We start from the raw sequence: 25,597 nt of genomic DNA, 5'->3' as shown, positions 1-25,597 counted from the left end.
TCGTGACAATACAGGATCACCGGCGGACTGTTTCTTTGCTCTTTACTTGCGCTTATCTCGTTGCGCGTCTCGTGGGTGCCTCCCTTCCAAGAGCGAAACTGATCAGTGTGAAGAGGTCTTGTAACCGAAGCGTTCGGTGAGCGTAAGGGGCGACTACCCCAGGCAAACGCTCCGTGAAGATCTTCCGTTGGCAGTCTGGATTCAGACAGAAAAAGCGCCGGATATGCAGAACCATTTGGACGGCACACCCCATCCAGGGCAGGTCTGCCAGCACTCGACGATACTGGGAATGGACTTTTTCTGATCCGCAGTTGCAGGGCGGACATCGGGCCGTTTCAACTGTTGTTTTCACCGTGGCCGTGATCATGTTGCTCTCTGCCTCCAGGTGAAGCAGGTGTAAGTGCGTAGGATCAGGTAAAAGTGCTTGATCAGCCATTGAAGAGGCCCTTCCATCAAGTTCGGTATCACCTCATTCGGCCTGCGGATGCCCCTGGGTTCACCCATGGGGAGGAAGCAGGCGTTCCTTTCCTGGTGGCAGGGGAGGGGGCTCCTCGGTCCGTCATCCCTGCAAGGTCGTTGCCACCACAGCATAGTCGTAGCCGTCGGCCAGTTGGAGCACCCGGCAAAATCGCGCAGGAATCCCCTGCACCTTGCCCATGCGAAAGTGCTTGTTCGCGCGCACGGCGATGCGCCCGGTATGGGTCCCCTGCGCCGCAAACCCTTCCGGAACCATGGCCCGCACCCGGTCCCCCGTTTTGATTCCCAGGACCTGCTTGCGGCGCATCAAGGAGCCAACCGGAAAGCCCGACTCGTCGACATTCGTGCGGCTGTAGCGACCCCGACCCGTGGCTGTGATGGCCAGGGCCTGGTGCGCACCCACCTTGACTCCCGCCACCTCCCCCACGCACAGGGCATCCAGCGCGTGCGTCTTGGGGATCGAGAAGCGCGCCCGGTTCCATCTCGTGCGTCCGCCGCTCCAGGTGGTGAGCGGCAGGTCCAGCGTGCGCAGTTCGTCACAGAGCGCGTAGCGGGTGGCGTTGACCGCCGCCGTGTCCCGCAACGGCTGCTTCGCCTGGGCGGCCACTTCGGGATGGCCGAACTCCGCGGCGGTGCGCTCCCCCTTGGCGGCATTGCACGTGTGGCAACTGAGCGCCAGATTCGACACGCGGTTGGAACCACCCCGACTGCGCGGCTGGATATGGTCCAACTCGAAGGGCGTGTCCGTGCGCCCGCAGTACACGCACCTGCGCCCGAACTTCTCCAGGAGATAGGCGCGCACTTCCCAACCGGCCAGTTCCCCGCGCTGGTACTCGACCCCGGAGATCTCTGGTTGCTGCAAGAGCTGCGTGTCGAACTTCACGCGCTCCACCGCGATGCGCACCAGCGGAACCCAGCGCTGATAGCGCCTGCCCCAGGACAGGACATTGTCGATGCGTGAGCGCAGGGACGGCGGGAGCCAGCCAGGCGCTCGACGGCGGTTGAGGAAGCGCGCCGGCCGATAGCGCAGGTTGGTCGAACGCCTCCGGCGTCGATACCCGGCCCGTTTGCGCAGTTGGTCGCGGACCTCCTCTCCTCGGTGGGAGAGTTCGGCCAGGTGCAGCGCGTGGTGCACCTCTCCCTCGCTGGTCTCCTCCACCCGCGCCAGGGCCAGGCCCGTGGTTTTTGCGCCAGGATCGATCTTGAGCGCCACCGGTTGCAGCGTGCTCTGCTGGACGCTGCGGTCCTTGAGACGGATCGTGAAGGGGCTGAGCCGGTGGACCACCGCCCGCTTGCGTGCGAGCAGGAGGCGTGCACGTCTGGGGGTACAGGGCATGAGCGGCTTTTTGTGTCTGTCGAGCACAAACACCATGGGTGACTCCTTATATGTTAATATGTTTTCAAGCCCTCTCGACCAAGGGCTAGCAGGGTCGCTCCCTGCTCGATTCGTCCTGCTGGGGAAAGGCTAAGGACTCCACACGGCTTGACCGGCAACGAAAGATCGCTCTTTCCCAGCAGTTTTTCCTGGGCCAATCGATGATTGGAGGGTAGTTGCTTCGAGCACCCGTTATATAAGGACCCGACCGCTCCCAGGACGTTTTGGCGAAAGGAACTTCGAAGATGTGGTATGTTGGATTGGATTGGAGCGATACCCATCATGATGTGGTTGTGCTCGATGAAGCCGGACATCGGGTGGGAACGCAGCGTTTTGCCCACAGCCATCAAGGTTTGCACCACTTGAAAGACTTTTTGCTGAGCATAGCCTCTAGGCCGGAGGATCTGGCCTGTATCGTCGAAACGAATCATGGCCTGCTCATTACCTTCCTGTTGGAAGCAGGCATTCCGGTGTATCCGGTCAACCCGAAGACCGCGAATCAACTGCGTAAAACAGCAGGCGCGAAGACCGACCGCATTGATGCCTATCTGCTGGCGAAAACCGGACGTTTTGACCTGGCCGATCTGCGTCGCCTCTCTCCTGATAGCCCGATCATTGCTGAATTGAAGACGCTCACACGCGATCAGGATGCCCTGATTCAAAGCCAAACGCGACTGGTCAACCAACTCACCGCCTGCCTCAAAGAGTATTACCCAGTCGGCTTGAAGCTGTTTGGAAAACTGCATCAGCCCTCGACACTGCTGTTTTTGCAGGCGTATCCGACTCCAGCCGCAGCGGCGGCCGCTTCCCTTGAAGAGATTGAGGCACTGCTCAAAAGGTGCAAGTATCCCAATGCGAGGCGGGCAGCCACTGAGATAGTGGAGCAACTGCATCACCAAGAGTTGACGGCCAATGAGGTTATCGTGCGTGCCAAATCGCGCCTGATGCTCTCGCTGGTCAGACAGTTGCTGCTACTGCTTGAGGACATCAAAAGCTACGATAAGGAGATTGCTTCCCTTTTTTTGAAGCATCCCGACCATGACCTGTGGCAATCTCTGCCTCGGGCCGCTCAGCGTCTGGCTCCGCGGCTGCTTGCCGAATGGGGGGATGACCGAGCGCGTTACCGAGATGCCCAAAGCGTGCAGGAACTGGCGGGTACGGCTCCTGTGCCGTTCCAAAGCGGCAATTTTTCCAAAGCCCATAAACGCTTTGCCTGCCTCAAGCCGCTGCGCAATGTGCTCTATCAGTTCGCCTGGCAGACGACGCGACAAGATGGCTGGGCACGAGAGTATTATCAGCGCAAGCGGATGGAAGGCAAGACCCACAGTATGGCCGTCCGCTGCCTGGCAAATGTCTGGGTACGCATCATCTATCGCATGTGGGTGAGTAAGGACGTCTATCAGGCCGCAACGTTTGAAGCGGCGAAGCTGGCTCACGCGCCTCGTCAACGTGTCGCCTAAACCCAGGCTGTCCCTTGGCGTCATGGCTGGTTGGGCAGACTCAGCACTGCAACATCTTTTGTCAGTGCGGAGACCGTGTGCTCCAACGGAGTCGCCCAAACGGTTCCCGCCACGCTCTTTCTGCCGAGCGTGAGCCATTCCTTCATCCCTGCCCTTCGCTCCAACGTCTGCCGCAGCCCACCACCGCGTTCCCGACTTCCGGTGTGGGTTACTCGCAGCAGACCACCCCGAGTCAAGGCCGCGCAGGATGGGAAAGAGTCGGGGGTGGGCGCGCTCGTCTTGGCCTTGACCGAGGTGGGAGACTTGTAAGCCCACACGGGAGGCAGTTTCATTTCTGCTCACCTTACTTTTTCCTTTCTCGTTTTGGCTCTTGACATAGAGGGTCTTTCGTTTCCCTCGTGTGAGGGCCCCGTTACCGGGCTGTGTAACGGTCCTGAGCAGGCTGACTCAGGACGCTCCCCTCGCCGGTGTTGCTCTCGCTTGTTCGGCTCAACGCACCGACCCGTACCCCGACGGGTGCTTTTAACGCTGAGCGACAGCGCTCGCTGCTGAGGAAGCACAACGAGGTGTCGTGACGAGCGCAACGCTGGTACCAATCAGCGCCTTGCCTGCGGGCTCTGGTACCTCGGCTGGACAACGAAGACGGCATCAACACAAGGGACAAGCCCCCGCATTCATGCGTGGGGATCGTTGACTAGGGAGATGATGCAAGTGTAATAGAAGAACCTTCCCAATTACATAAAAGGCCTGTTAAAATGCTTCGCGCTTTAGCAAACTACCGGTGTTTTTCATCAACTTCGCGGAAGAGCCAGCATCATGTGAGTCGGTCTGCAACCCCACCACACCCAGTTTCCCCTTTGCAATTTCTTGCAGCACAATCCAAAAAAGAACCCCACTCGGTAAGAGCTTCCTTTGCTCTCCCTTGGCGTTTCCCCTTTTTCATGATAGGCTGTAAACGCCAAAGCTGGTTTCACTCTGTTTGCTAGCAACGCTATATAGATAACAATCATTTCATCTGATCGGAGAATTCTTCGCATGCGAATAGAAGTTCGGCACCTTACCAAAGTCTATAGAGGAGATATCCGTGCTCTTGAGGACCTGAGTCTGACTATCTCTGGTGGTATGTTTGGCCTGCTTGGTCCTAACGGCGCAGGCAAAACGACCTTCATGCGCATTCTGGCGGGCGTTCTTTCCCCTTCCAATGGTTCAATTCGTGTCGGCAGCTATGATGGCACTACAGAGCGAGGTCGAACCCAGATCAAGCGTATCCTTGGCTATCTGCCTCAAGAATTAGGTGTGTATACCGACCTTTCAGCGTATGAATTTCTGGACTACATGGGTATTCTCAAGGGTCTCGATGATCGTAAACAGAGGCAGCGACGTGTTGATGAGTCGCTAGAGATCGTCGCAATGAGCCATCTTGCTCGCCGCAAGCTCAAAACATTTTCTGGGGGCATGAAGCGCCGCATTGGCATTGCACAGGCCCTCCTCAACGACCCTCAACTGCTTATCGTCGATGAACCTACAGCGGGCCTTGATCCCGAAGAGCGTATCCTCTTCCGCAACTTGCTTTCAGACCTGGCGGGGAAACGGACTGTGCTTCTCTCCACACATATCGTTGAAGACATCGCTCAAACGTGCCAGCAACTTGCATGCATAGCGAAAGGTCGTCTGCTCTTTCAGGGAACGGTTTCTGAGATGTTGAAGGAGGCGCAAGGCAAGGTTTGGCAGATTACAGCAGATCAAAAGCCGGAGGGGAATTTTACGATTGTGTCAACGCTCAATATGGGTCTGAATACGCACTATCGTGTTGTTGGTGAAAAGCCGTCCAACCCCAATGTTGTCGCCATCGAACCCAACCTGGAAGATAGTTATATATGGTTTATGCGCAATACACGTCAAGCTCTTGCCTCTCCACGCTCCCCTCTCAACGAATAACCTCCGGATGTGAAAGTATCTATGGTGAAAACACTGTGGCGCCTGGGGGACCTCAAACCTGCTGAAGAGAACTACAAGAGCACAGCGTAATTCATGTTTATCAAAAAAGCCTCTGGAATTTCTTGAAAACGGGAACCAAAGCAGAACTTTTTGCACTCTACTGTATAGACAGAACAAAAAAAGATTGGCGAAAGGGAAGAAAGCAGGCGCATGAAGAGTCTGGAAATCGAGTTGCCGGAGTTACTTGCATTGAATCTTGACGCGCACTTCGCTCAACTTGTCGCGAGTTATCAGCAAGGATTATATGTATTTCTCTTGCGCCAGACAGGCCATGCCCAACTCGCGGAAGACATTCTGCAAGAGACGTTCTTACGCGCGTACTCGACGTTGCGCAATTACCCAGCCGAACGGAGGCGCACGTTGAAGATTCAAGCCTGGCTCTACAAAGTGGCATTGCACACCTTTTATGGACATTTGCGTCAGGCAAAAGTGCAGGAAATTTCTCTTGACCTGCTTGAGGACGTCACTCGAACCTGGCAGAGCGCCTGGTATGACCAACCAGACATCATGAGTGAGCAGCGGGAGTGGATACGTACCCTTGAAGGGCATATAGCTCGTCTCCCACTTCAATTTCGTACACTCGTCAATCTCTATTATTTTGAAGAGCTGAGTCATCAGGAGATTGCAGATTTGCTTGCTATTCCATTGGGTACTGTAAAATCTGGTATTTATCGTGGCACGCAATTGTTGCGTCGTGCTTTAACCACTCAGGAAGGTGAGGTGCGGTCGAGATGAATGAGTCTACACCATTTGCTTCTGGACAAGGGGATGAAAAGCATGTGGTTCCTGCTACGCTGGCAAGTGATGTTCTGCGACAATTGGGATTAGATCAATACGATTCGCTGTTCGAGCATCCTGGCGTGAACATTGATCAGCCGTTAAAGAGTCCTGATTGGCGTGTACGCCTCCAGGCCTTGAATAGGCTCCCTCCATCGGCTGTGCAGGAATATCATGAACGCTTATTTGCTCTGCTAGAGGACCCTCACCCATCCATACGTATGGCGACGCTTCGTGTGTTCAGCATGGCGAGAAGTGGTGTTCCACTAGAACGGCTGGTTGAAATAGGTGCACACGACGACGATTGGCGTGTTCGCGAAGCAGTTGTTCGGATGCTGGGGCACGTCCAGGCCCCAGCCTGTATTGAACCATTATGCGCCGCCCTTCGTGATGAAGATGAGGCAGTACGTGCAGCAGCGGTCCATGCCCTTGCTTCTCTGGGAGACGATGTTCCCGTAGACACATTCTCTCTCGCTTTACAGGATCGTTCCTGGATTGTTCGCGAGGCTGCTGCTTTGGCATTCGGGACGTTAAGCGAGCAGGGCATTGCTCTTCCACTTGAAACATTGTCTGCCGCAGCTCACGACCAGGATAGTATGGTCCGAACAGCTGCTGTACAGGCGCTCGATGCGGTTGCTTCGTTGGTACCACATCCAACTCGTCGGTCATGGCGTGGCGCATTCTGGAAGGTCTGGCAACTGTTGTGGATGCAGATCCGCTTGATTCACATTGGCGTCTGGATTGCTCCGCTCCTGGTCGTATTGAGTGTGAGCATTTTCCTTTTCTTTAAAGCACATTCTGAAGCTCAGCTTCAGTTGGCTGTTTCCGTCCTCGCCGTGTTTACGACGGCGGCGGCGGCATGCGACGTTCCCTTTCTCTATGGGATGAAGTTCGACGCAGGTTTCGAGTTAATAAGCTCGACGCCTGCTTCTATGCGGCTGATCGTGTTCTGCCGCTTTCTGTTAGTGGTCGGATACAATATTGTACTGGCCCTGGGGATGTCCGCGTTACTGGCTCTCACCCATCACGTGAACGTTCTCACTATCTTGCATATATGGTTAGGCCCCATGTGTTTGCTTGCTTCTCTGGCACTGGCACTCTCGTCGTTGATTGGGGCCTGGGGGGCGGCCTGTGTCACGCTCTTGTTGGAGGCAAGTCAATCACTCCAGATGAAGGCAACCGCTCTCAATACGTTTCCGGGGGTTGATGTTGTGCTCTCTTCCTGGTGGCAAACAAATGCCTCAATAGGTTTGCTGACCGTACTTTGCCTGGTTGTGGCTCTTCTCGCCATTCCACGCCAGCCGAAAGTATCCAGGTGGGCATAGGCAGGAACATGCCATTTATTCTTGAGTGAAGGAGATTCTGACTGGTGGTGAGCAACGTTGCGAGTTTTGTTGGCATCATGCGCTATGAATTTCGTATGCAGATCCGGCGTATCGCTGTCTGGATTGTGCCTGTGCTGCTTATCGCGTTTCAATTCAGCCTGAGCAGAATGTGGCTGCCAAATTCTCTAGATACCAGTTGGTATAAAAGCTTTTTTAGACATGGTGAGTTTGAGAGAATGCTCTTATATAGCAGCGCCTTGCTTGCTGGCAATGCCAACCTGTTCTTACCACTAGGTGTAGGGATACTGATGGCGGATCGTTGGGTACGGACCCGCAGCGCACTGGTGGAAGAACTGGTACAAGCCTTCCCTGTGTCTATAGGTGCGCGTATCCTGGGAACATATCTGGGGAATGTAGCCGCCACGCTTGTGCCTGTTTTGCTCTGCTATGGTGTCGGTGTGGCGTATGTATTCTGGATCGCGCGCGATATTCATGCTGTTTTGTATGGCATACTTTGCTTTGCCGTCATTATGCTCCCAGGCATGCTGTTTGTCAGCGCGTTCTCGCTGGCTGGACCAGTTTTCTTTGGGACGCCCTTCTATCGTTTCCTGTTTATCTGCTACTGGTTCTGGGGGAATCTCTTGCGTCCAGGCTATGGCGTGCCTACTATTAGCCGTACCATTCTCACCCCAGTAGGCATCTATATGGCCAATGGCTTCTTTGGCGTTGATATTATCGCTGGTAGCGGGCTGATGGTGGTATCTCCGCTCCAGGGCTTAGAAAGCTTGTTGGCCTTAGTGGGCACCGCCCTGGCCGCCTTAGGGATATTGTGGGGCTTTGCCTGTTGGCGGCAACGACGCTGTTAGGGACCTCTACACGGAAGGCGGTGCTGTACGCGTGAATAGCGCACGGGCAAAGCGAGAATATTCACCCTTTGCGACTTATGTCACCAGACCCCATGGGTAAACCCAGGGGCTTGCACCTCACCTCCCTCTACCCAGGGGACCAAGGGTGGACGCATTGACCAGCAGGACGAGCCTGAAGGCCGTTAGGACGGGTGACAAGCGGTTCAACCAACCGCCACCCTCCGGAGAGAATCGCCCCACCAGGAAGGGATACTCGCAGGTTGAGCTAACGAGTAGAGCTTTGGCCCCATGCCGATCCTGGCATGCTGAACAGTTCGACCGATGCAGGTATCCGTGCATCACAAACCGTTTCTCGTGCTGTGCAGAGGAGTGCCTTTGTGCTGACCTGTTCGTAGCATCTACATATCCATTCTTCTTCAACGCAACAAAAGCGGAAGTTGGAAGTATTCCCAACCCTATCCACCCAAGAAAGGAACGCCTCTTTCCTCCCCATACCTGAAGGTAGGGGTCTCCAGAGGCGGAGGCTTGATGAGGTATCGCTGAGACAATAGTGGAATATGCTACTCATATTCACCATACAAGTCACAATTTGTGAGTGCATACAAACTTCTATAGAGAGGATGAGTGAAGAGAAAAGGGTAATTGATTCAGATGTTGATTTTTACCAAGTGTCAGGAGCATGTCTAGATGTTTACACTACAGGATGTTATTGCTGGCAGTCAGGAGCTCTTGTCCATGCATGGTTCGCTGGCAGATCCAGGGCACCTGCTCTTTCAGTGCGCACAACATGACAGTAGGCAGTACGAACGAGATGATCTTTTTGTTGCCATCACAGGAGCACGGGTCGATGGACACCGCTTCATCCCCGCCATCGCACGTGCAGGGGGAGCCGGAGCACTCTGCACCACGCTCTCTGAGGATGTGCCTGCTGGTTTTCTCCAACTGGTCGTGCCAGATGTGGTTAAGGCCTTACAGGCAACTGCCCGTGTGCGTGTCCAGCGCCAGCCAGAAACGCTCAAGATTGGCATTACAGGGAGTAGCGGGAAAACGACGACCAAGGAAGCTATTGCCGCTGTCCTTGGTCGGGTTGCGCCGACCCTCAAAACCTACGCTTCTTACAATAATGAGCTTGGTTATCCGCTGACGCTTCTGCGCCTAGAAGCCGAGCACAGGTATGCAGTGTTAGAGATGGGAGCCGAATGGGTTGGCGAACTGCGAGGTCTCTGTGAGACCATCGCGTGTCCCGACTGGTCAGTGATTACGACGGTGGGGGCTGCTCATCTCAAGCACTTTGGCTCCCTGGCCAATGTCGCCATCGCCAAGAGCGAACTGGTCCAGGTGCTCTCGCCAGAAGGCATCGCGTTCCTCAATTATGATGATCCCGTGGTTCGAGCCATGAAGGAGAAGACGCGAGCGCGGGTGATCTATTACGGGCAGGGCGATGGGGCAGCGGTACGCGCTCTGCATGTCGAAGAACGGGGACTCCTCGGTTCCCGTTTTACGCTGCGCATCGAAGATGAGGACGTGCCAGTGCAGCTACGCCTCCCCGGCACGCATGGCATCACCACTGCCCTCGCGGCGGCGGCCGTTGGCTCTGCCGCGAACATTCCGCTTGAGAGCATTCGCGAGTCCCTGGAAGCCCTTTCACCCGTGCAAGGGCGCGGCGTGGTCAAGGGTGGAGCAGGCCCCAATGGCAGTACATTGATTGACGATACCTATAACGCCATTCGACACTCCATCATTGCCATGGCTCAGGCCATGCAGGCGACCACTATTGCGCCTCAGGGGAAGCGTTGGGTTGTGTTAGGCGAATTGTTTGAGCAAGGGGAGCACACCCGCGATGAGCACCTGGCATCTGGCCTGGGGCTCGCTGGAAAGGTTGATTACCTAGTGGTGCTCGGGGACAACGCGCGCTACTACATGGAGGGCGCGCTGCAGGCAGGGATGCCCAGAAAGGCAATCTATCATTTTTCGGTTGACACTACAAAGAGCACGGATGTCGAGGAAGGCAAGCGTGCTATTGCCTCCTTGCTCAAAGAGAAGGTCACTCCTGATGACCTTCTCTTGATCAAAGGCTCGCGGCAAATGCGCATGGAAACCATGCTTTCCATGTTCTAGATAGAAGGAGATACACAGAACCATGACACACAAGAAGCGGATCGGCGTCATTTACGGTGGGCGCTCATGCGAACATGAAGTCTCCCTGGCTTCAGCAGTATCAGTTGTGCGGTATCTCGATACTGAGAAATATGACATTATCCCGATAGTCATCATGAAAGATGGAGCCTGGCTCTGGAATGTAGAGCCAGGTCAGCTGCTCCAGGCTAGCAGTGATCCAGAGCTGGCAGCGGCGCTCGCCTCAGCACCCGTTGTCTCCCTGGCAACTGATACGCAGAGTAGGCAGTTTTTTGCTCTCCAGAACAAACAGCCTCTTCCGGCCGATGGGAGACTTGATCTACTCTTCCCGGTGCTCCATGGTCCTTATGGCGAAGATGGTACCATCCAGGGACTCTTCGAGATGGCTAATATTCCCTATGTCGGCTGTGGCGTCCTCGGTTCGGCGGTGGGTATGGACAAGGAGATCATGAAGGTGCTCTTCCAGGCCGCCGGACTGCCAGTCGTCGATTCCCTCGTCTACAGGCATTTCCAGTGGAAACGCGACCCGGAAGGTCTTCTGAACGAGGTTGAGCAGCGCCTGTCCTATCCCTGTTTCGTCAAACCCGCCAACCTGGGTTCAAGCGTTGGCGTGAGCAATGCCCGGAACCGCCAGGAGATGGCAAGGGCCATCAGCGAGGCCTTTACCTATGATCGCAAAGTGATCATTGAACAGGGCCTGGAGTGTCGAGAGTTTTCCTGCGCTATCCTAGGCAACGAGTATCCCCTGGTCTCGCAGGTTGGGGAGATCCTGCCTGGCGACGAGTTTAGCGACTATGAAGATAAATACGTTAACCACACCATACAGTTTGTTATTCCCTCAACGCTTCCCGCGGAGACCGCGCGGGAGCTACGAGAGATGGCCCTGAGGGCGTATCAAGCCCTGGACTTAAGCGGCCTATCGCGTGTCGACTTCTTTCAAGACAAAACAGGCGGGCAGTTCTATATCAACGAGGTCAACACTTTACCCGGTTTTACTGACATGAGCCTCTATCCCAAACTCTGGGCAGCCAGCGGGCTATCCTACCCAGAATTATTGGATCGGCTCATTGAGCTGGCAGTAGAGCGACATGAGATCCGCCGGAGCCTGCGTTCTCGTCGCTAATCTCACTGCAAATCCGGTGAAAGACTGATTCTATAGGTGAGAGCCAGGGCCGCATAGACCCTCTGGTAGGCATGGGGCTCCTCATTTTTCTTCCTTTTGATCTATCTTAAAGAATTGGGTATTATACATGAAAGGTAAAACACTATAATGAATGATACACCGACAGATATGCAAAATCCCTTTCTTGTTGGTCAGCGGCTCTACCTGCGCCCATTGGAGCCGAACCAGGATTATCATCACGTCGCTCAGTGGCATAACGAAGAGAAGATGCGCAGCTATTTCAACGTGTACCCTACTAGTGATACACGCATGAAAGAACGCCTGGACCAATTCTACCGCAGCTTTCAGCATATTTTGCTAGGGGTGGCCCTCAAGGAGAACCATGCCCTGATCGGCATTGTGGGGCTTAAAGACATCAATATCCTCAATCAGAGCGCGGAATTCTATGTAAAAATCGATCCTTCCATGCAGGGGAAGGGATATGGTACCGAGGCCACAACATTGATGGTCCACTATGGTTTTATGGAGTTAAACCTCAATCGTATCCAGACGCAAGATATGGAGGAGAATATAGGTGGCTGGCGTGCCGACGAGAAAGCTGGCTTCAAACTAGAAGGCACCCTGCGTGAGGCCATCCTACGCTTCGGGCGCTATCAGCATGTTCGCGTCTATAGCATTTTGCGAGACGAATTTCTACAAAAGCAGGATACACAAGACAAGCGACTCCTCAGCGCCACCTAATGGCAAGGCGTCCTAAGCAGCAGTTACAACCTGACCATCATGTATATCAATTTCTAGATTGAAGAGGATATTTCTTGTTTCCACTCCACTATTATGAGCACGTTATTCGCACCCCATTAGTCCGCTATCAAGGCCCTCTTGCGCCGCAGAGTGAGCTGTGGCTCAAAGACGAGACCAAACAGGTTGGCAAATCCTTTAAGTTTCGCGGCGCATATCATCGCCTGCTTGAAGAGGCGCCTGGGACAACGGTCGTCACCGCCTCCACTGGCAACCATGGCATGGGAGTATCTCTGGCCGCGCAGCGGCTCCAGCTTCACGTACGGGTCTTTGTGCCAGCGCATATCTCGACCGTAAAAGCTCAGGTGCTTGAAGCATTGGGCGCGGTTGTCAAGAAGGTGGACGGTGCTTATGACGAATGTGTGCAGGAAGCACTGCGCTTCTCCGCTAAAACGGGCGCTCCGTATATCTCTAGCCTTGATGATCCCTCGGTGGTCCATGGCCATTCGAGCCTCTTCCGCGAGATCCGCCAACAAGCGAAGGGCAAACTTGACGTACTCTTCCTTCCTGTCGGAGGAGGTGGTTTGCTAGCAGGCTGCCTGGAGTGCTATCAGGACCCGGATCAATCTATCGTTGGGGTTGAATTGGAATGTGTCCCCTCTATGAAGATCGCGCTGGAGACGAATGAGCGCGTCCTGCTCCCCCCAGCGCGCAGTTTCGCCGAAGGGATGTTGGTACACCAGGCAGGTGTCCTTCCCCTGGCGAAGGCCCAGACATATCCAGACCTCTCCATTGAGCTTGCCTCCGAAGAAGAGCTTCAACATGCCCTCTTCCTCCTTTATAGATATAACGGTATTCGCGCGGAGGGCGCGGGTGCCGCGGCGGTAGCCGCAGCCATTCGACATGTGCAGACATCGCCAGGCCAGAGGGTCTCCGCAGTGATATCAGGCGGCAATATTGACGAAGAAACCTTCCAGCTCGCCATACGCAAGTATGCCACGGAAGCACACGTAGGGCAGAGGGAAAATCATGAGTGAGCTTTTTCAACAGCATCGACACATTGTCCAGGGTGAGTATGAACGAACTCCTCTGACAAAGCAAGCTACCTCTGTGATGAAATTTGGCGGAACCTCGGTGGGAAGTGGCGCCCGGATCTGCCAGGTTGCGGCTATTATTGCCCAGGCCGCTCGCGAGGCCCTGAAAACCCCTACCGCTCCCTTTCCGGTGGTGGTTGTCTCCGCTATGGCTGGTGTTACTGATCAGTTAGTGCGCCTGAACCACTATGCCTGTGCAGGGAAGTTCGAAGCGTGTGCAGTTGAGATCGAGCAGCTCAAACAGCAGTATGTGCGCGTGGTTGCCGAGGTGGTGCGGGAAGAAGAACAGTACACAGTTCTCTTGAGAGAACTGATGGAGACGCTAGAGGCACTAGAACGTGATGTGAAAGCGCTCCAAAGCTCCACTGAAGAGGGTCAGGACGTAGCTTTACACACTGCCGCGGTCGTGAGCTATGGGGAGCGACTCTCGGTACTGCTTGTCGCCGCCGCACTAACTGATCTGGGAGTAGCCGCCGAAGCGATACGGCAAGAAGTGATTATCACCGCACATCCCCAGAGCGTCGGGGTCCAACCCCTGGGGAGCATTGTGGGAACGGAGCCGCTCGCTCAGGAGACGCGAGAGCAGACGTATAAGCTTCTCTGGCCGGTCGTGCGCCGAGGGGCTGTCCCTGTGGTCGCTGGATTTATCGGTCGCACCGTAACAGGTGAGGTGACGACGCTGGGGCGTAACGGCTCGGATTACTCGGCGGCGGTGCTTGGAGCCGCGCTTGATTGCGAAGAAGTGGCGATCTATACCGATGTCGATGGGATCTTGACAGCGGACCCACGCCTCATTGCCAACGCGAGTTTGTTAGCTTCTCTGAGTTACGAGGAGGCTACTCACCTCTCCTGGATGGGCGCCAAAGTGCTGCATCCTCATACCCTGCAACCGCTTCTCCAGAGCAACATTCCGGTACGTGTACGGAATACCTTTCAGCCACACCTGCCCGGTACCGTCGTTGGTTCGGTCGCGCCTGGGATGAGTGGTGCACGTGCTCTGGTGATACGGCATCACATGGCACTGATGACACTAGAAAACATTGACCCGTTGAATACATCGGAGTATGTGGAAGAAGTCTTAGCATTGATCACGCGAGCGGCTGTGGATCCGATAGTGATCTGTACCTCATCGGAACGGCACATATCGTTTGTCATCGATGAGCAGGAAGTAGACGCGATTCTGGCGCTGTTAGCACGCGAGACGTACTGCTGGGAGGTACGGTGTCACCATGACGTGGCGGTCTGTGCCTGTATTGGCTCAGGTTTTATTACCGACCCAATGAGTTCTGTACGTGCGGTCGCTGCACTGGATCGGGAGTGTATCCCTCTCATTGCCCAGGGATCGTCGGTATTAGGTCTCCTCTTCGTTGTCGCGAATGATGATAGCGAGCAAGCCTTGCGCAACTTGCACCGGGAACTGATCGAGCCTGAGCATGCTTGCTGCACGCTGAGGTTGTCGACATATGGAACGAGTACGAGTATAGAGAAAGAAGGGATGATAGCCAAGAAATGGCCAGAGCAGGAGTGCCTAACGCAAAATCAAGAGATGCATTAGGAAAAGGAGGTCTGGGATCCTCTCCTGGCGGGAGTATCTTTCCACTTCACTACGCTGAAGGCTAGGCGCAAGAGCTCAGTTGTGAAGTGGAGGAATAAGCACAAAGGGTATTCCACAATGATGATGTTTTGTGCTGAACGGTAGGAATGAAAATGCGCACTTCTCAGATTTGACAAACCGTCAAAACCTGAGAAGGTTTGGAATGCAGCCATATGTTAGGAGCCTCTACTACTACCGTAGAGATCTCTGACACTCTCCAGCAAATAGAAGGAGTTATCAAGGCCAATGTACCTTCCACTACGCCGTCTACTGGCACTCGCTCTGTTGTGCCTGCTTCTCACCGCCTGTGTATCCTCAGGGAACGGGATAGCCAGCGGTACTGCTACGCCCACGACAACCAAAACACTGCCCACTCCAGCGGCGACGTTCACACCAGCACCATTTCCTACGGACACCTCTCTGAACGATACCTGTCCGCCGAGTCTTGCTTCTCTGGTGAATTGCCAGACCCCTCAGAGTATGCGCACCGCCTACGGACTGACCCCTTTGATCGAGAAAGGGTTCACCGGCAAGGGACAAACCGTTGTCGATATTGTTTCCTTTGGGAGCCCGACGTTGCAGAAGGATATCGATGCGTTTGATACGCAATTCGGCCTGCCACCGATCACTATTCAACAGATCAGTCCCTTGAATGAACCTGCACCCACTGGTCCAAACAACTGGGCAGACGAAACAACGCTGGATGTAGAAACGATCCACGCGCTGGCCCCCGGGGCGAATATTGTGGTCCTGATCAGTTCAGTGGATCAAACCGGACGAGGGACCGCTGGATTGCCCAAATTTCGCCAGTTGTTACAGTACACCATTGACCACAAGCTGGGCAATATTGTCTCTCAAAGCTGGGGAGCCTCGGATATAGCGCTCAAGGATGCGGCGGGACAGGCGGAAATTCAGAAATGGGATACACTTTATAAGCAGGCAACAACCCGGGATGGCCTGACTATTTTCGCTGCGTCTGGCGATAACGGCGCAACCGCTCACGATGCGACTGGTCAGAGTGTCTCGCGCACGGTCACCACCAACTTTCCGGCTGATGATCCCTGGGTCACCGGTGTCGGAGGCACGACGTTAAAGCGCCATGGGACGACGTTTGCGGAGGTTGCCTGGAACCCAAGCGGTGGCGGCTTCAGTTCGTTGTTTCCAGCCCCGGCCTATCAGAAAGCCTTGCCAGCCAGCGTCCAGACGCTCTCACAGAACCGGCGCGGCGTCCCCGACGTTTCTGGCAATGCGGACCAGACCACCGGGCTGGCTCTGTATGAGAACGGCTCCTGGAAGACGGATGCTGGTACCAGTGCCAGCGCGCCAATGTGGGCAGCTCTCGGCGCGATCGCCGATCAGATGGCGGGTCATCCCCTGGGTTTTCTGAATACGGCACTCTATCAGATAGCAGGTTCCGCGCGGTACACCCAGGATTTCCACGATATCACCATTGGGAACAACAGTGTTCTTGCTGGCGGTGTCAAGGTGAAAGGGTATAATGCAGTCCCAGGTTGGGATGCCGTCACCGGTCTGGGCAGTCCCAATGCGGTGAATCTTCTACCCGATGTCATTACCGCACTAAACAACCAGGGATAATCTAGCAGGATATATGGTAGGGAGAAGGATAGACACATTGGTATATCTCAACGTTATCTGGTCAGAAAGAGCGTCATGCATCTTTTTCTGGGAAGTCTGACGTTTCTATTGATACCAATCTGGACAACGGTGTTTGCAATAATCCTTCTCTCCCAGGCTTCCTGAACCTGCTTGGACTGCTTTTTATACCCTGTATAATTGTGATGCTTGTTGGTGCTCCGGTTGGCCTTAGCGAAATAATTGTTGGCTCAATCAAGGCAATCAGGGGGTTTTTGCATATCCCCCCTTCAAGAGGATGGCAGATCCTCGGAATCTCAGCGAGAAACACGGGAGAAGCCAGGCCGGGTAAACAGACGAGGGGGATATCGCTTCCCCTCGCTCCTACCCCTGTACGCCAGACACCCATAAAAGGACATCCATAAAAGCTCAATTCGATTTGTAAAAGCTCAAACTGTTGTCTGGTTGAGTACATGACATACTGTATCTTTTTACATCACTCGAAGCTTATAGACATCGCAAAGGAAAGGAATTCAACTGATGTATCAATTTCGACAGCCACTGATAAAGGAGCAAAGCCGGAACGCTCCGCGATCCTCCTCTCTAAGAGAACAGGTCCCACCGTGGATGGAGGGACCGCATCTTCAAGAGACAACTCTTCAACGCCCCACATCCTCTCTCACGAAAGCGCCCCACATCCGATCTCATCTCCTCGTAAGGGTGGGCCTTTTCCTGCTCGTGTTCCTTGTTTGTTTGGGCATCTTTATCAGTCTCGTCCAGTTTTCTCCCCTCGCATCGCTCCTGGGGGGAAGCCAAACGCAGGCAACTCCTATAGGGCATTCATCCACATCATCCATCTTCCAAGTTGTGCAACGTCCGTCCGAAGTGAATGACCAGATGAGGGCGATGGGACAGGAGAAAATCCATGCATTTGAATCCGCGCTTGGGCATATCCAGCGAACGGGCAAAGATGTGGCCCACTATCAAGCTCAATTGCAACATTACCGCACGCAACTGGCGGCGCTCTTAACAAGGCGCGACTATATAGCCTTTCTCATTCAGATTGGCTCCGATCTGGCTTCAATGCAACAGGATCTGGCTGACAATCAACCACAGCCCATGCTCAACCAGTTTAAAACGGAGGCTCAGGATTGGGGCAAGGCTCACCTCTATCACGACCCCTTCGACAAGAAAGACTACTATCTCAACTCAAGCTATCTCTCGATGGATGGACATAATGGGTACTTCTATGGCGAGAGCGCTTATCTCAATGATGAGATCCGGGCCAATTCGCCCCAGGTTATGCAAGATATTAAAGATGATTACTTCCTGCACGCAATGCTGGAGGCCAATTATGAGGATACAACATCCTATAATCAACCACATCAGGTCGATCAAAGCTTACTTGCTTACTACGGTTTGCAGAATGCAGATGTCTTAGTGGTTTCGCTGACAGAGCAATCCATGCGCATTTATCACAATGGGACGTTGAAGCAGTCCCTCCTGCTCACAACGGGGCGAGTCTATCGTCCTACCCCGGTGGGCCACTTCCACATGTCGACACATTATGAGAACCTGACGCTCACCTCGTATGATGCTCCCAGTTCGCCTGATTACTACACGCCAGTCGTGGTACGGGATGCGGTCCAGTTTTGGGACAATGGGTATCTGATCCATAGCTCACAATGGCGCAAGGATTATGGTCCTATGACCCAATTTCCTCACAATGACTCCGGCGGAGATCCAGAGGCAAGCGTTGGAAGCCATGGCTGCATCAATGTTGCCCCCAGCATTTTGCGAACGCTCGCGCCAACCATTACCACGCAAACCCACCTGATCATTTTCTAGCCGCAATCATGACTCATCCCTCGATACCGTTGGGACATCCTCAATCAACTAGATATGAAGAGCAACTCTGAGGAGAAGAGCAGAAAAAAGGGTTGTGTTGCAAGAATAAAGCTGATCTGTTAGAGTGGGGAGAGAAAGAGGAGAAGAGGACCCCTATGACAGAGCAACACCCGTTCAAATGGCATCATTTCCAGGCCGACATCATTCTCTTGTGCGTCAGATGGTACCTGCGCTATCCGCTCAGCTACCGTGATCTCGAAGAAATGATGCTGGAACGTGGTTTGCAGGTGGACCATACCACGATCTACCGCTGGGTTTAGCGGTATGCCCCTGAGCTTGAACGGCGGTGCCGTCCCCATTTAACGTCCACAACGGATTCTTGGCGTGTTGATGAGACAGACATCAAAGTGAAAAAAGAATGGGTCTACCTGTATCGAGCGGTCGATTCACAGGGGAAGACGCTCGACTTTGTGCTCAGTCCGACCAGAGATGGGCAAGCAGCTAGGCACTTCTTTCTCAAAACCCTCGCCGCCTCTCATACGGGTTCGCCACGGGTCATCAACGTCGACAAAAACGCTGCCTATCCCAAGGCATTCGCTGCATTGAAAGAAGCCGGCTTCATCCCCCAAAGCTGTGAGTTGCGCCAAGTGAAGTATCTCAACAATCTGATTGAACAAGATCATCGCGCGCATCAAACGGTTGACGAAATCTGGGATGGGCTTTTTCTCGTTCGAGACAGCATGGCGAATGTTACAGGGATTTGAGGTGATGAGCATGCTACGAAAAGGACAACTGCGTGACGTGGCAAAAGGGGATGTAAGAGGGCAGATGGCCTTGGTTGCCAGGCTCTTTGAAGTGGTTGCTTAAATAGAACAAAGAGAGACCTCTCTGCTCATTTGGTTTTCTTCACCATTCTTGCAACACAACCCTGGTGATGCATCGGCCTGGAAAAACCGCTCCCCACCTAGTATACTTCCTCTAGAAGTTGTAAATTGCGTTCTGCATCGCGGAACGGTACTTCCCGTAGGCGTTGACTTCTGATGGTCACGCCGGATCTGTGGGAGGAAATCATGTTGTTCCTCAGCCTGCTCTTCTGGGCATTGCTCGCGTCATACATCGTTCATATTCTTGACGAGACACTTCTCAACGGCGGGTTTGTGCAGTGGATTGTAGACAATTTCTGGCCGACCTACACTTGGCGGATGTTCTTTTGGTTTAACGCGGGGGCCATTGCTGCGATTGCGATCAGCAACCTGCTCTTTGACAGTCTTGGTGGTCATTGGGTCATCCTGCCACTCATCTGGGTGGCTGGATTCGTCACCCACGTGGCTACCGTCCACGTGTATTGGACCATTCGACGCAACACCTACTCGCCGGGCTTGCTCACGAGTCTGCTCTATGTGATCGTCTTCTATCTCTTGATCAGATATGGCCTCGGCTCTCATCTCATGACTGGCGCAGACTTCGCTATCGGAACGGTGGTGGGCGTTGCGACAGTGGGGGCGTTCTTGACCGTGGGACCAACGGTCCTCTTTCCCAGACTCGCGAGGCCTCGTGCCAATTTACAAGGCATTGATAAATGAAGCTAGATGTGGAGCAGTCTCTCAAGCAGTTAATAGCTGTGCTGCTTACTCTTCGCGCCAAATACTCACTCTTGGCCCTAAAACCTGCTATAGTTCCGTCGCGACTAGCGAATCCTGACAGGGGCCAGGATTTTCACGTGAACGGGTTTGTGAGGGAATGACTTCCTCACGGGATGGACTACCAGCAGATGGACCCTGCTTTCCCCATCCTCTACTCCCTTCCGCTCGAAAGCTCCAGGAGCTACTTTTCGGAGAATATTTCCCGCGCCATTGACATCGGCATGGATCACTCGCCCATCGGCGGCTCGATACAGTCCCCGTGTGACCCGTTTGCCGCTAAACTGGTAGTCTCCCTGTTCGCCTTTGCGATACACGGGCAGGGGATCGAGATCAAGCAAACTGGCTTTGCTTGTATACGACTCTTCGGTGAGGATCACGCGAATGCCGACCAGTTCCGCTTTATACTGAAGCATCTGAATGAAGCGAGCGTGCGGGATCTGCACGAAATGTTGATTCATGTGTTTTCCCAGGCGAATCTCTTGCTTTTGCAGCGGATTCTTGCCGATGATAAGCGTGCCAATCCCTTCGGCGACCAACAGATCGATCAGGAAGCGGTTGGCCGTGTGCAGATCATGCTCGATGCGCCGGTTCCGTCGCGTCGTCAGTTGCTCGATGCGCCGACTTCGGCCAGGACGTCCCAGGGATTGCTGGAGGACTGCTCGTTGTTTATTATAATACTGGTTACAGGACTTGATGCCACGCCCATTAACAATGACTGGAACAAAGCCCGGTTTGTTTGCGCGTTAGCGTGGCCAGATTGTCCATGCCAGGATCAAGTCCAGCGAGCAGATCGGGATCAACTGCCGTGACGGTGGGTTCGCGTTCATAGATGACTTCTACCACCACATAGCCGGTTTTGGGAACCACACGCACCTGCGCGAGCGTTTGAGGGTTTTGCTTCGTTTTCACCTGAATACCCAGTTGCGAGGGCTGGATGATACCTCGATCCAGGGTTCGTTTGCCCCGGCTCACGGCTTGCATCGTGTAGACGAGCAGATTCCGCCCTTTCGCCTTTGGCAAATACTTCGGGAGCTGAGGGCGCCCCACAAACTTCGCCGGGGTCTCTCGATACGCAAGCCTGCCCGCCCAGAAACTTGACCAGGCGGTGCAGACCTGCTTGAGGACGTGTTGCGCCACTTTGGCAGGCAACGCACGGTACGCCTCATGCCCTTGCATGCGTTTATCCAGCGCGGGATAGCAGAGGCTGGTGCTGGTCGCAAAAAAGGTTTGACGCACCTCATAGAGGGCGGCATTGTAGAGATTCTTCGAGGCAAAACAGGCGGCATCCACACAGGCAAAGCGCGGATCGGTCTGCGCAATGATGTGCTTCTCAACCAGTTGCATCCTGCGCCTCCAATTCCTGGATAATCCGCTCGGTCTTGCGCTTCGCCCGACGTTGCCCGTAGAGTCTGGCACAAAAGCTGTACATGATGCTGGTCAGATCGGAGAGCAAATCCTCGGTGCCATTCTCCGCGTGATTGACCACCTCGATTTCCCGCCCGTACGCGGTGAGGAGCGTCTCAATATAGCGAAAGCCAAAGCGCGTCCCTCGGTCTTGGTGTTCAATGACAATGCGCCCCACATTGGGATCGGCCAGCAATGCCAGGAACTTGGGGCGATTGTCGTTGACCCCCGAACCAATTTCCTTGACCACCTTGCTCACCTGGTAGCCACGAGCTGCACAGTAGGCCACCAACCGCTCCGCCTGACTGTCCAGATTGGCCTTGTTCTCGGCTGAGGAAACACGGGTATAGACGACGGTTGTGGCTTGTACCGGGCTGGCGGTCCTGGCCGGTTCATCGATCAGAATGGTGTGCGCTCCGACACGCCTGCCCTGGATTTTTCCGTCGCGGAACCAGCGCCAGGCCGTCTCATAGCGTACCCCTTGTTGTTTGGCGTAGTCACTGAGTTTCATGCTCATATCATACCGTAATCCTCAGTGATTATCAAGGATTCGCTATGTTTTCAATGATCGTTTTCAATACCTTCACCTTATTTACCAGTAGCCCATCGGCGTAGAAATGTGGCTCCTTGAAGAGAAAGATCACAACCATTCTCAACAAGGAGATCCAGGTCAGCTTTCACAAGAACGCACGCTGCTCCGGCTCGATGGACAATATGGCAATGGGGTTGTGCTCTCCGATGTGGCTGGTTTCTCGTTTGTGACCCGTGGCAAAGACTATCACCTGCTCGATCATCCGCTGATTCAGGCGCGTCTGCACCTGCCTCCCGACCAATTCCAGCAGCGTCCCGAAAGTCAGATGGAGCGCAGTCTCTACGATTGCCCCCAGATCCCGGTGGGATCCGAGGGTATCCCCTGCCGTGTGATCGTGGCCACCCATCCGGCGGGCAAAAAGAAGAGTCCGATGGGAGTTACGCGGGCAGAGTCGTCTACGAACTCTTCTTCACGAATCTCCCACAGCACGCGTTCACGGCTTCTGACGTTGTTGAGTTGTATCTGCATCGTGGGGCTTTCGAGCCCGTACTCTCAGACGAAGATAGAGAGCAAGACCCCCGACCGGTGGTGCAGCCATTCGGCCTGGGGGCAGGAAGCCTGGCAGACGGTGGCCCAATGGGTCTGGAACCTGAGACTCGAACTGGGGCATCAAGTGGAACCAACGCCGCTGCGCATTACCGAATTTACTCCTGCTCTCCCAGAGCAGAACGCCCAGGCTGCCACGCGTCCGACCTCATCCGCTCCTACCTCTGGATACAGCTCACCGACCACTGCCACCTCCTTCAAAACAGGTCGTTTTACCGGAGCCGATTTTCCTCTCCAGCTCGACGGAACGCTCCGGTGTCCAGCAGGGCAGTCGCTTGTTGCCCATGAGCAGCGTCGAGAAGCTGATGGAAGCTTGCGCGTGGTGTATGGAGCCAGTATTGGGAGCTGTCGTCCTTGTCCGCTGCGCGAGCAGTGCCAGTGGAATGGGAGTGCGACAGCAAAGCCGCGACAGGTCAGTATACTCCTGCATCCACTCGTCGTTGGTTCTGCCCCCTTGCTCTGGAAAGATTGGAGTCGTCGCGTCCACCGACGGGCATGCATCCAACTGCTGCGTCAACAGCACATCCAGGTAGAGCTTGAGCCACCTGCCCGTGTCCACCTCACAGTCCCGTCTGCGCCCCTTTCCCGTGCCGAACGAGCGCATGCTCGACTCTCGTGGGTCCAGCGGCTCGCTTGTAATGGCCGGCCTAGCACAGCTTGCACCATCACGCTTAGATTGTTTGGGGTCCCAACCGCTTTTGCGGCTTCGCTGGGTCTGGAAAGCCACATCGGGGCTTGATGCGGCGAACAAGGTGAACCTATGGGTGTTCAGCGCAGAAAAAAGCAGAGAGAGTGGCCTGGGCAGGTTGATACTCGACCACGTTCACTGCTCCAACGTGATGATGAATCTCATCGGGGACGCGAAGCACGTGTTCAAAGAGGGTCAGAAGAACCCCTCCGTGGGTGACAATCGCCACCCGTTCAACGTGCTGGCGCTGGGCCATCTCCACAATATGATGGAATGCTTGATGCACACGCAGCAAAAACGTCTCAAATGGTTCAGCACCTGGCAGTGGTTCAGGAGAACGTCCAGGATGAGGGGGAATCTCTTTCATCAGATGGCCGAACAACTGGATGGCTTCCGATCGCTTGACCCCGCTCAGGATACCGTACGCATTCTGCTCTTGCAGGGCCTCAACCACCACGACTGGAGGAATGGGGGTCAGTTCTTGTGCCATGAGTCTCGCGGTTTCATGGGCACGCGCTAAGGGACTGGTAAAGAGTACCTGGAGTTGGACCGATTGGAGGTGTTTTCCCAGCGCAGATGCTTGCTCTCTCCCTGTCTGCGTCAGAGGAAAGTCCGCGATGCCTGCATACCGGTCCTCAACTTGTCCCACAAATTCGCAATGCCGAATCAGATACAGTTGCATATCTCACCTGTTGTGCCGCGATACGGCTCGTTTTCACCTGTTCTCTTTGTTCTGAAAACCACAGGAAGCTCGGCCAATGGCAAGCGACGGGTTCCTGGTTCTGAGAAAGGCTCTTTGATATGCGTATCGTATCCCATCTGTTGCTGAGCTGACAAGGACTGCATTCAATGGCGGAAGAGGGGCTCCAGGAAGCAAATTGCTTGCGGATCTTCCCACGTTCTAACTCGTTGCGCATCCCGTGGGATATTCGTTTCCCGATACAGCCACGCGTTTACTTCAACTTAAAGAAGCGCTCCAGATCATCAAGGCGATGTGGACAGAGGATAAGGCATTCTTTGAAGGGAAAGAATATCAAGTACGTGGTGCTATCAATCAGCCAAAAGGAGTTCAGCAGCCGCATATTCCGTTGCTTATTGGCGGAAAAGGTGAACAGGTGACGCTGAAACTTGTGGCACATTATGGGGATGCTTGCAACTTTACCCATCCAGACCGGGAGGAAATGAAGCGTAAATTTGCTCTTATCAAACAATATTGTGAAGACATTGGACGCGAAAATGTTCTTTGGAGAGAAAATCGTTAGGGCGTCATGGGGGGCTGGGTGAACGTTCTTTTTCACAAAAAGAACGTTCACATCATCCTTTCCGCTCATTCTTACTGATATGACTGTTCGACTTGCGTGAGAAACTCATTCAGCACAGCGATATAGGTGTCTGTCTCCTCCGCATGTGCAAAGTGAGCACTGTCCTGAAAGACCATATGCTTTGCCTGAGGAATTCCTTGAAAAAGGATATCATCTTGCGTGGGAGACATTCCATCATAGACGCCAGAAGTAACTAAGGTTGATACATGGATTTCACGTAAACGAGGACGAATATCCCAGGTTCGTAATTCTCCTTGGCTCCACATGCTGATATTGACTTTTACATTCATTCTTTTGTTGGCTTGGTCAAGAAAATCAGGCCAGGGTTCATGACGGATAACATGATGCGTATCAAAATACTTGCGTGCCTGCTGATATTCTGGTTCCTCACTCCATCGCTGGGTCAATAAGATCTCACGTACCTCAAAAGGAAGTTGTTCATATACTCGTTTTCGCTCCGCGTCAATGAGTGCCCCGCTAGCAAGCGAGCTGGCAAGAACGAGACTTAATACTCCACTTGGTTGAGTGAGCACATATTCCATGGCGAGCATTCCCCCCCAGGAATGCCCAAAGAGATGTATCTGATCTAGCCCTAATTCACGACGTATCGCGATAAGTTCATCCAGAAAGAGCTTCACTGACCAGATAGAAGAATCATCTGGGCGGTCAGAATTTCCACACCCGAGCTGATCATAGAATATGACGGCACGCCCAGTTTCAGTGATTTTCTCAAGTGGGAGAAGTCCATAATGGGTCGCCCCTGGGCCACCATGAAGCGTTACCAGTGGAAACATCCCTTTCTTGTTCACAGAAAGGTCACCAACAATGCGATACCAGGTACGATATCCTCGAAATGGGATAAAGCCTTCTTGAACGGGCAACGTCGAAGACATAAATAAGTAAGGGTCCTTTCCTCTTCTCGTGAAACGTCGTTTTTACCTGGAAACTTGATCACGACATAGTTTGCACATACCGATAGTAACCGTTGCAATAAAATT

23 protein-coding genes and 1 pseudogene are annotated in these 25,597 nt (G+C 54.0%); 16 read left to right on the top strand and 8 right to left on the bottom strand.

The window, feature by feature from the left end; translation table 11 throughout:
* Positions 1-52: 52 nt before the first annotated feature.
* Positions 53-436, bottom strand: a complete 384-nt coding sequence (locus KRAC_RS58600; RefSeq protein WP_007923182.1) for a transposase family protein — start codon at positions 434-436, stop codon at positions 53-55.
* Between the two features lie 123 nt (positions 437-559).
* Positions 560-1,849, bottom strand: coding sequence for an RNA-guided endonuclease IscB (gene iscB, locus KRAC_RS58595; protein WP_007923180.1), 1,290 nt, complete (start codon positions 1,847-1,849; stop codon positions 560-562).
* A 248-nt stretch (positions 1,850-2,097) separates the two neighbouring features.
* Between iscB and KRAC_RS58590 the strand changes: the two genes are divergently transcribed.
* On the top strand, positions 2,098-3,312 hold the full coding sequence (locus KRAC_RS58590) for an IS110 family RNA-guided transposase (RefSeq protein WP_007923179.1): 1,215 nt from the start codon (positions 2,098-2,100) through the stop codon (positions 3,310-3,312).
* 20 nt (positions 3,313-3,332) lie between these two features.
* On the opposite strand, the gene KRAC_RS58585 is transcribed toward KRAC_RS58590, so the two are convergent.
* Complete coding sequence (locus tag KRAC_RS58585; RefSeq protein WP_007904242.1) at positions 3,333-3,644, bottom strand: hypothetical protein; 312 nt, start codon at positions 3,642-3,644, stop codon at positions 3,333-3,335.
* A gap of 703 nt (positions 3,645-4,347) precedes the next feature.
* On the opposite strand from KRAC_RS58585, the gene KRAC_RS58580 reads away from it, so the two are divergent.
* The 13 genes and pseudogenes from KRAC_RS58580 to KRAC_RS58520 all read left to right on the top strand — a co-directional run bounded on the left by KRAC_RS58580 (position 4,348) and on the right by KRAC_RS58520 (position 19,987).
* The gene (locus KRAC_RS58580; RefSeq protein ID WP_007923178.1) at positions 4,348-5,250 is read left to right on the top strand and encodes an ABC transporter ATP-binding protein; all 903 of its coding nucleotides are present in this window, start codon (positions 4,348-4,350) and stop codon (positions 5,248-5,250) included.
* 210 nt (positions 5,251-5,460) lie between these two features.
* Complete coding sequence (locus KRAC_RS58575; RefSeq protein WP_007923177.1) at positions 5,461-6,045, top strand: RNA polymerase sigma factor; 585 nt, start codon at positions 5,461-5,463, stop codon at positions 6,043-6,045.
* On the top strand, positions 6,042-7,412 hold the full coding sequence (locus KRAC_RS64765) for a HEAT repeat domain-containing protein (RefSeq protein WP_007923176.1): 1,371 nt from the start codon (positions 6,042-6,044) through the stop codon (positions 7,410-7,412). Before KRAC_RS58575 ends, KRAC_RS64765 begins: the two co-directional genes overlap by 4 nt.
* 44 nt (positions 7,413-7,456) lie before the next feature.
* Complete coding sequence (locus KRAC_RS58565; protein WP_007923175.1) at positions 7,457-8,278, top strand: hypothetical protein; 822 nt, start codon at positions 7,457-7,459, stop codon at positions 8,276-8,278.
* A gap of 687 nt (positions 8,279-8,965) precedes the next feature.
* Positions 8,966-10,396, top strand: a complete 1,431-nt coding sequence (locus KRAC_RS58560; protein WP_007923174.1) for a UDP-N-acetylmuramoyl-tripeptide--D-alanyl-D-alanine ligase — start codon at positions 8,966-8,968, stop codon at positions 10,394-10,396.
* Between the two features lie 22 nt (positions 10,397-10,418).
* Positions 10,419-11,537 carry a D-alanine--D-alanine ligase family protein gene (locus KRAC_RS58555; RefSeq protein ID WP_007923173.1) on the top strand — a complete coding sequence of 373 codons (1,119 nt, stop codon included), beginning with the start codon at positions 10,419-10,421 and terminating at the stop codon, positions 11,535-11,537.
* Positions 11,538-11,684: 147 nt separating this feature from the next.
* Positions 11,685-12,278: a GNAT family N-acetyltransferase gene (locus tag KRAC_RS58550; protein WP_007923172.1), complete on the top strand. Its 594-nt coding sequence runs from the start codon at positions 11,685-11,687 to the stop codon at positions 12,276-12,278.
* Positions 12,279-12,352: 74 nt separating this feature from the next.
* Positions 12,353-13,312 carry a pyridoxal-phosphate dependent enzyme gene (locus KRAC_RS58545; RefSeq protein ID WP_007923171.1) on the top strand — a complete coding sequence of 320 codons (960 nt, stop codon included), beginning with the start codon at positions 12,353-12,355 and terminating at the stop codon, positions 13,310-13,312.
* A complete protein-coding gene (locus KRAC_RS58540) occupies positions 13,305-14,924 on the top strand; it encodes an aspartate kinase (protein ID WP_007923168.1) in 1,620 nt (539 codons plus the stop codon). Before KRAC_RS58545 ends, KRAC_RS58540 begins: the two co-directional genes overlap by 8 nt.
* A gap of 285 nt (positions 14,925-15,209) precedes the next feature.
* Positions 15,210-16,559 (top strand): S53 family peptidase, encoded by a 1,350-nt coding sequence (locus KRAC_RS58535; protein ID WP_007923165.1) that lies wholly within the window; start codon positions 15,210-15,212, stop codon positions 16,557-16,559.
* A gap of 903 nt (positions 16,560-17,462) precedes the next feature.
* A complete protein-coding gene (locus KRAC_RS58530) occupies positions 17,463-18,404 on the top strand; it encodes a L,D-transpeptidase (protein WP_244422651.1) in 942 nt (313 codons plus the stop codon).
* 155 nt (positions 18,405-18,559) lie between these two features.
* Positions 18,560-19,271: pseudogene (locus KRAC_RS58525) on the top strand (IS6 family transposase).
* Between the two features lie 203 nt (positions 19,272-19,474).
* Positions 19,475-19,987 (top strand): HXXEE domain-containing protein, encoded by a 513-nt coding sequence (locus KRAC_RS58520; RefSeq protein WP_007923162.1) that lies wholly within the window; start codon positions 19,475-19,477, stop codon positions 19,985-19,987.
* Between the two features lie 104 nt (positions 19,988-20,091).
* Here the strand turns inward: KRAC_RS58520 and KRAC_RS77950 are convergent, their stop codons facing one another.
* Genes KRAC_RS77950 through KRAC_RS58510 form a run of 3 tightly spaced genes read right to left on the bottom strand, consistent with a single transcriptional unit; the run spans position 20,092 to position 21,968 of the window.
* On the bottom strand, positions 20,092-20,742 hold the full coding sequence (locus tag KRAC_RS77950; RefSeq protein WP_244422664.1) for an IS200/IS605 family accessory protein TnpB-related protein: 651 nt from the start codon (positions 20,740-20,742) through the stop codon (positions 20,092-20,094).
* Between the two features lie 10 nt (positions 20,743-20,752).
* Positions 20,753-21,391: a hypothetical protein gene (locus KRAC_RS77945; protein ID WP_244422650.1), complete on the bottom strand. Its 639-nt coding sequence runs from the start codon at positions 21,389-21,391 to the stop codon at positions 20,753-20,755.
* On the bottom strand, positions 21,378-21,968 hold the full coding sequence (locus tag KRAC_RS58510) for an IS607 family transposase (RefSeq protein WP_007923159.1): 591 nt from the start codon (positions 21,966-21,968) through the stop codon (positions 21,378-21,380). Before KRAC_RS58510 ends, KRAC_RS77945 begins: the two co-directional genes overlap by 14 nt.
* 100 nt (positions 21,969-22,068) lie before the next feature.
* On the opposite strand from KRAC_RS58510, the gene KRAC_RS58505 reads away from it, so the two are divergent.
* Positions 22,069-23,328, top strand: coding sequence for a hypothetical protein (locus KRAC_RS58505; RefSeq protein WP_007923158.1), 1,260 nt, complete (start codon positions 22,069-22,071; stop codon positions 23,326-23,328).
* A gap of 19 nt (positions 23,329-23,347) precedes the next feature.
* On the opposite strand, the gene KRAC_RS58500 is transcribed toward KRAC_RS58505, so the two are convergent.
* Positions 23,348-23,959 carry a histidine phosphatase family protein gene (locus KRAC_RS58500; RefSeq protein ID WP_007923156.1) on the bottom strand — a complete coding sequence of 204 codons (612 nt, stop codon included), beginning with the start codon at positions 23,957-23,959 and terminating at the stop codon, positions 23,348-23,350.
* A 238-nt stretch (positions 23,960-24,197) separates the two neighbouring features.
* Between KRAC_RS58500 and KRAC_RS68695 the strand changes: the two genes are divergently transcribed.
* Positions 24,198-24,539: an LLM class flavin-dependent oxidoreductase gene (locus KRAC_RS68695; RefSeq protein ID WP_075164685.1), complete on the top strand. Its 342-nt coding sequence runs from the start codon at positions 24,198-24,200 to the stop codon at positions 24,537-24,539.
* Positions 24,540-24,610: 71 nt separating this feature from the next.
* Here the strand turns inward: KRAC_RS68695 and KRAC_RS58490 are convergent, their stop codons facing one another.
* Positions 24,611-25,492, bottom strand: coding sequence for a proline iminopeptidase-family hydrolase (locus tag KRAC_RS58490; protein ID WP_007923154.1), 882 nt, complete (start codon positions 25,490-25,492; stop codon positions 24,611-24,613).
* Positions 25,493-25,597 lie beyond the last annotated feature (105 nt).

Origin of the sequence: Ktedonobacter racemifer DSM 44963, assembly GCF_000178855.1 — a bacterium.
Classification (GTDB): domain Bacteria; phylum Chloroflexota; class Ktedonobacteria; order Ktedonobacterales; family Ktedonobacteraceae; genus Ktedonobacter; species Ktedonobacter racemifer.
Note: the sequence above shows the minus strand (reverse complement) of the source record. Positions and strands in the feature narration are given on the sequence as shown.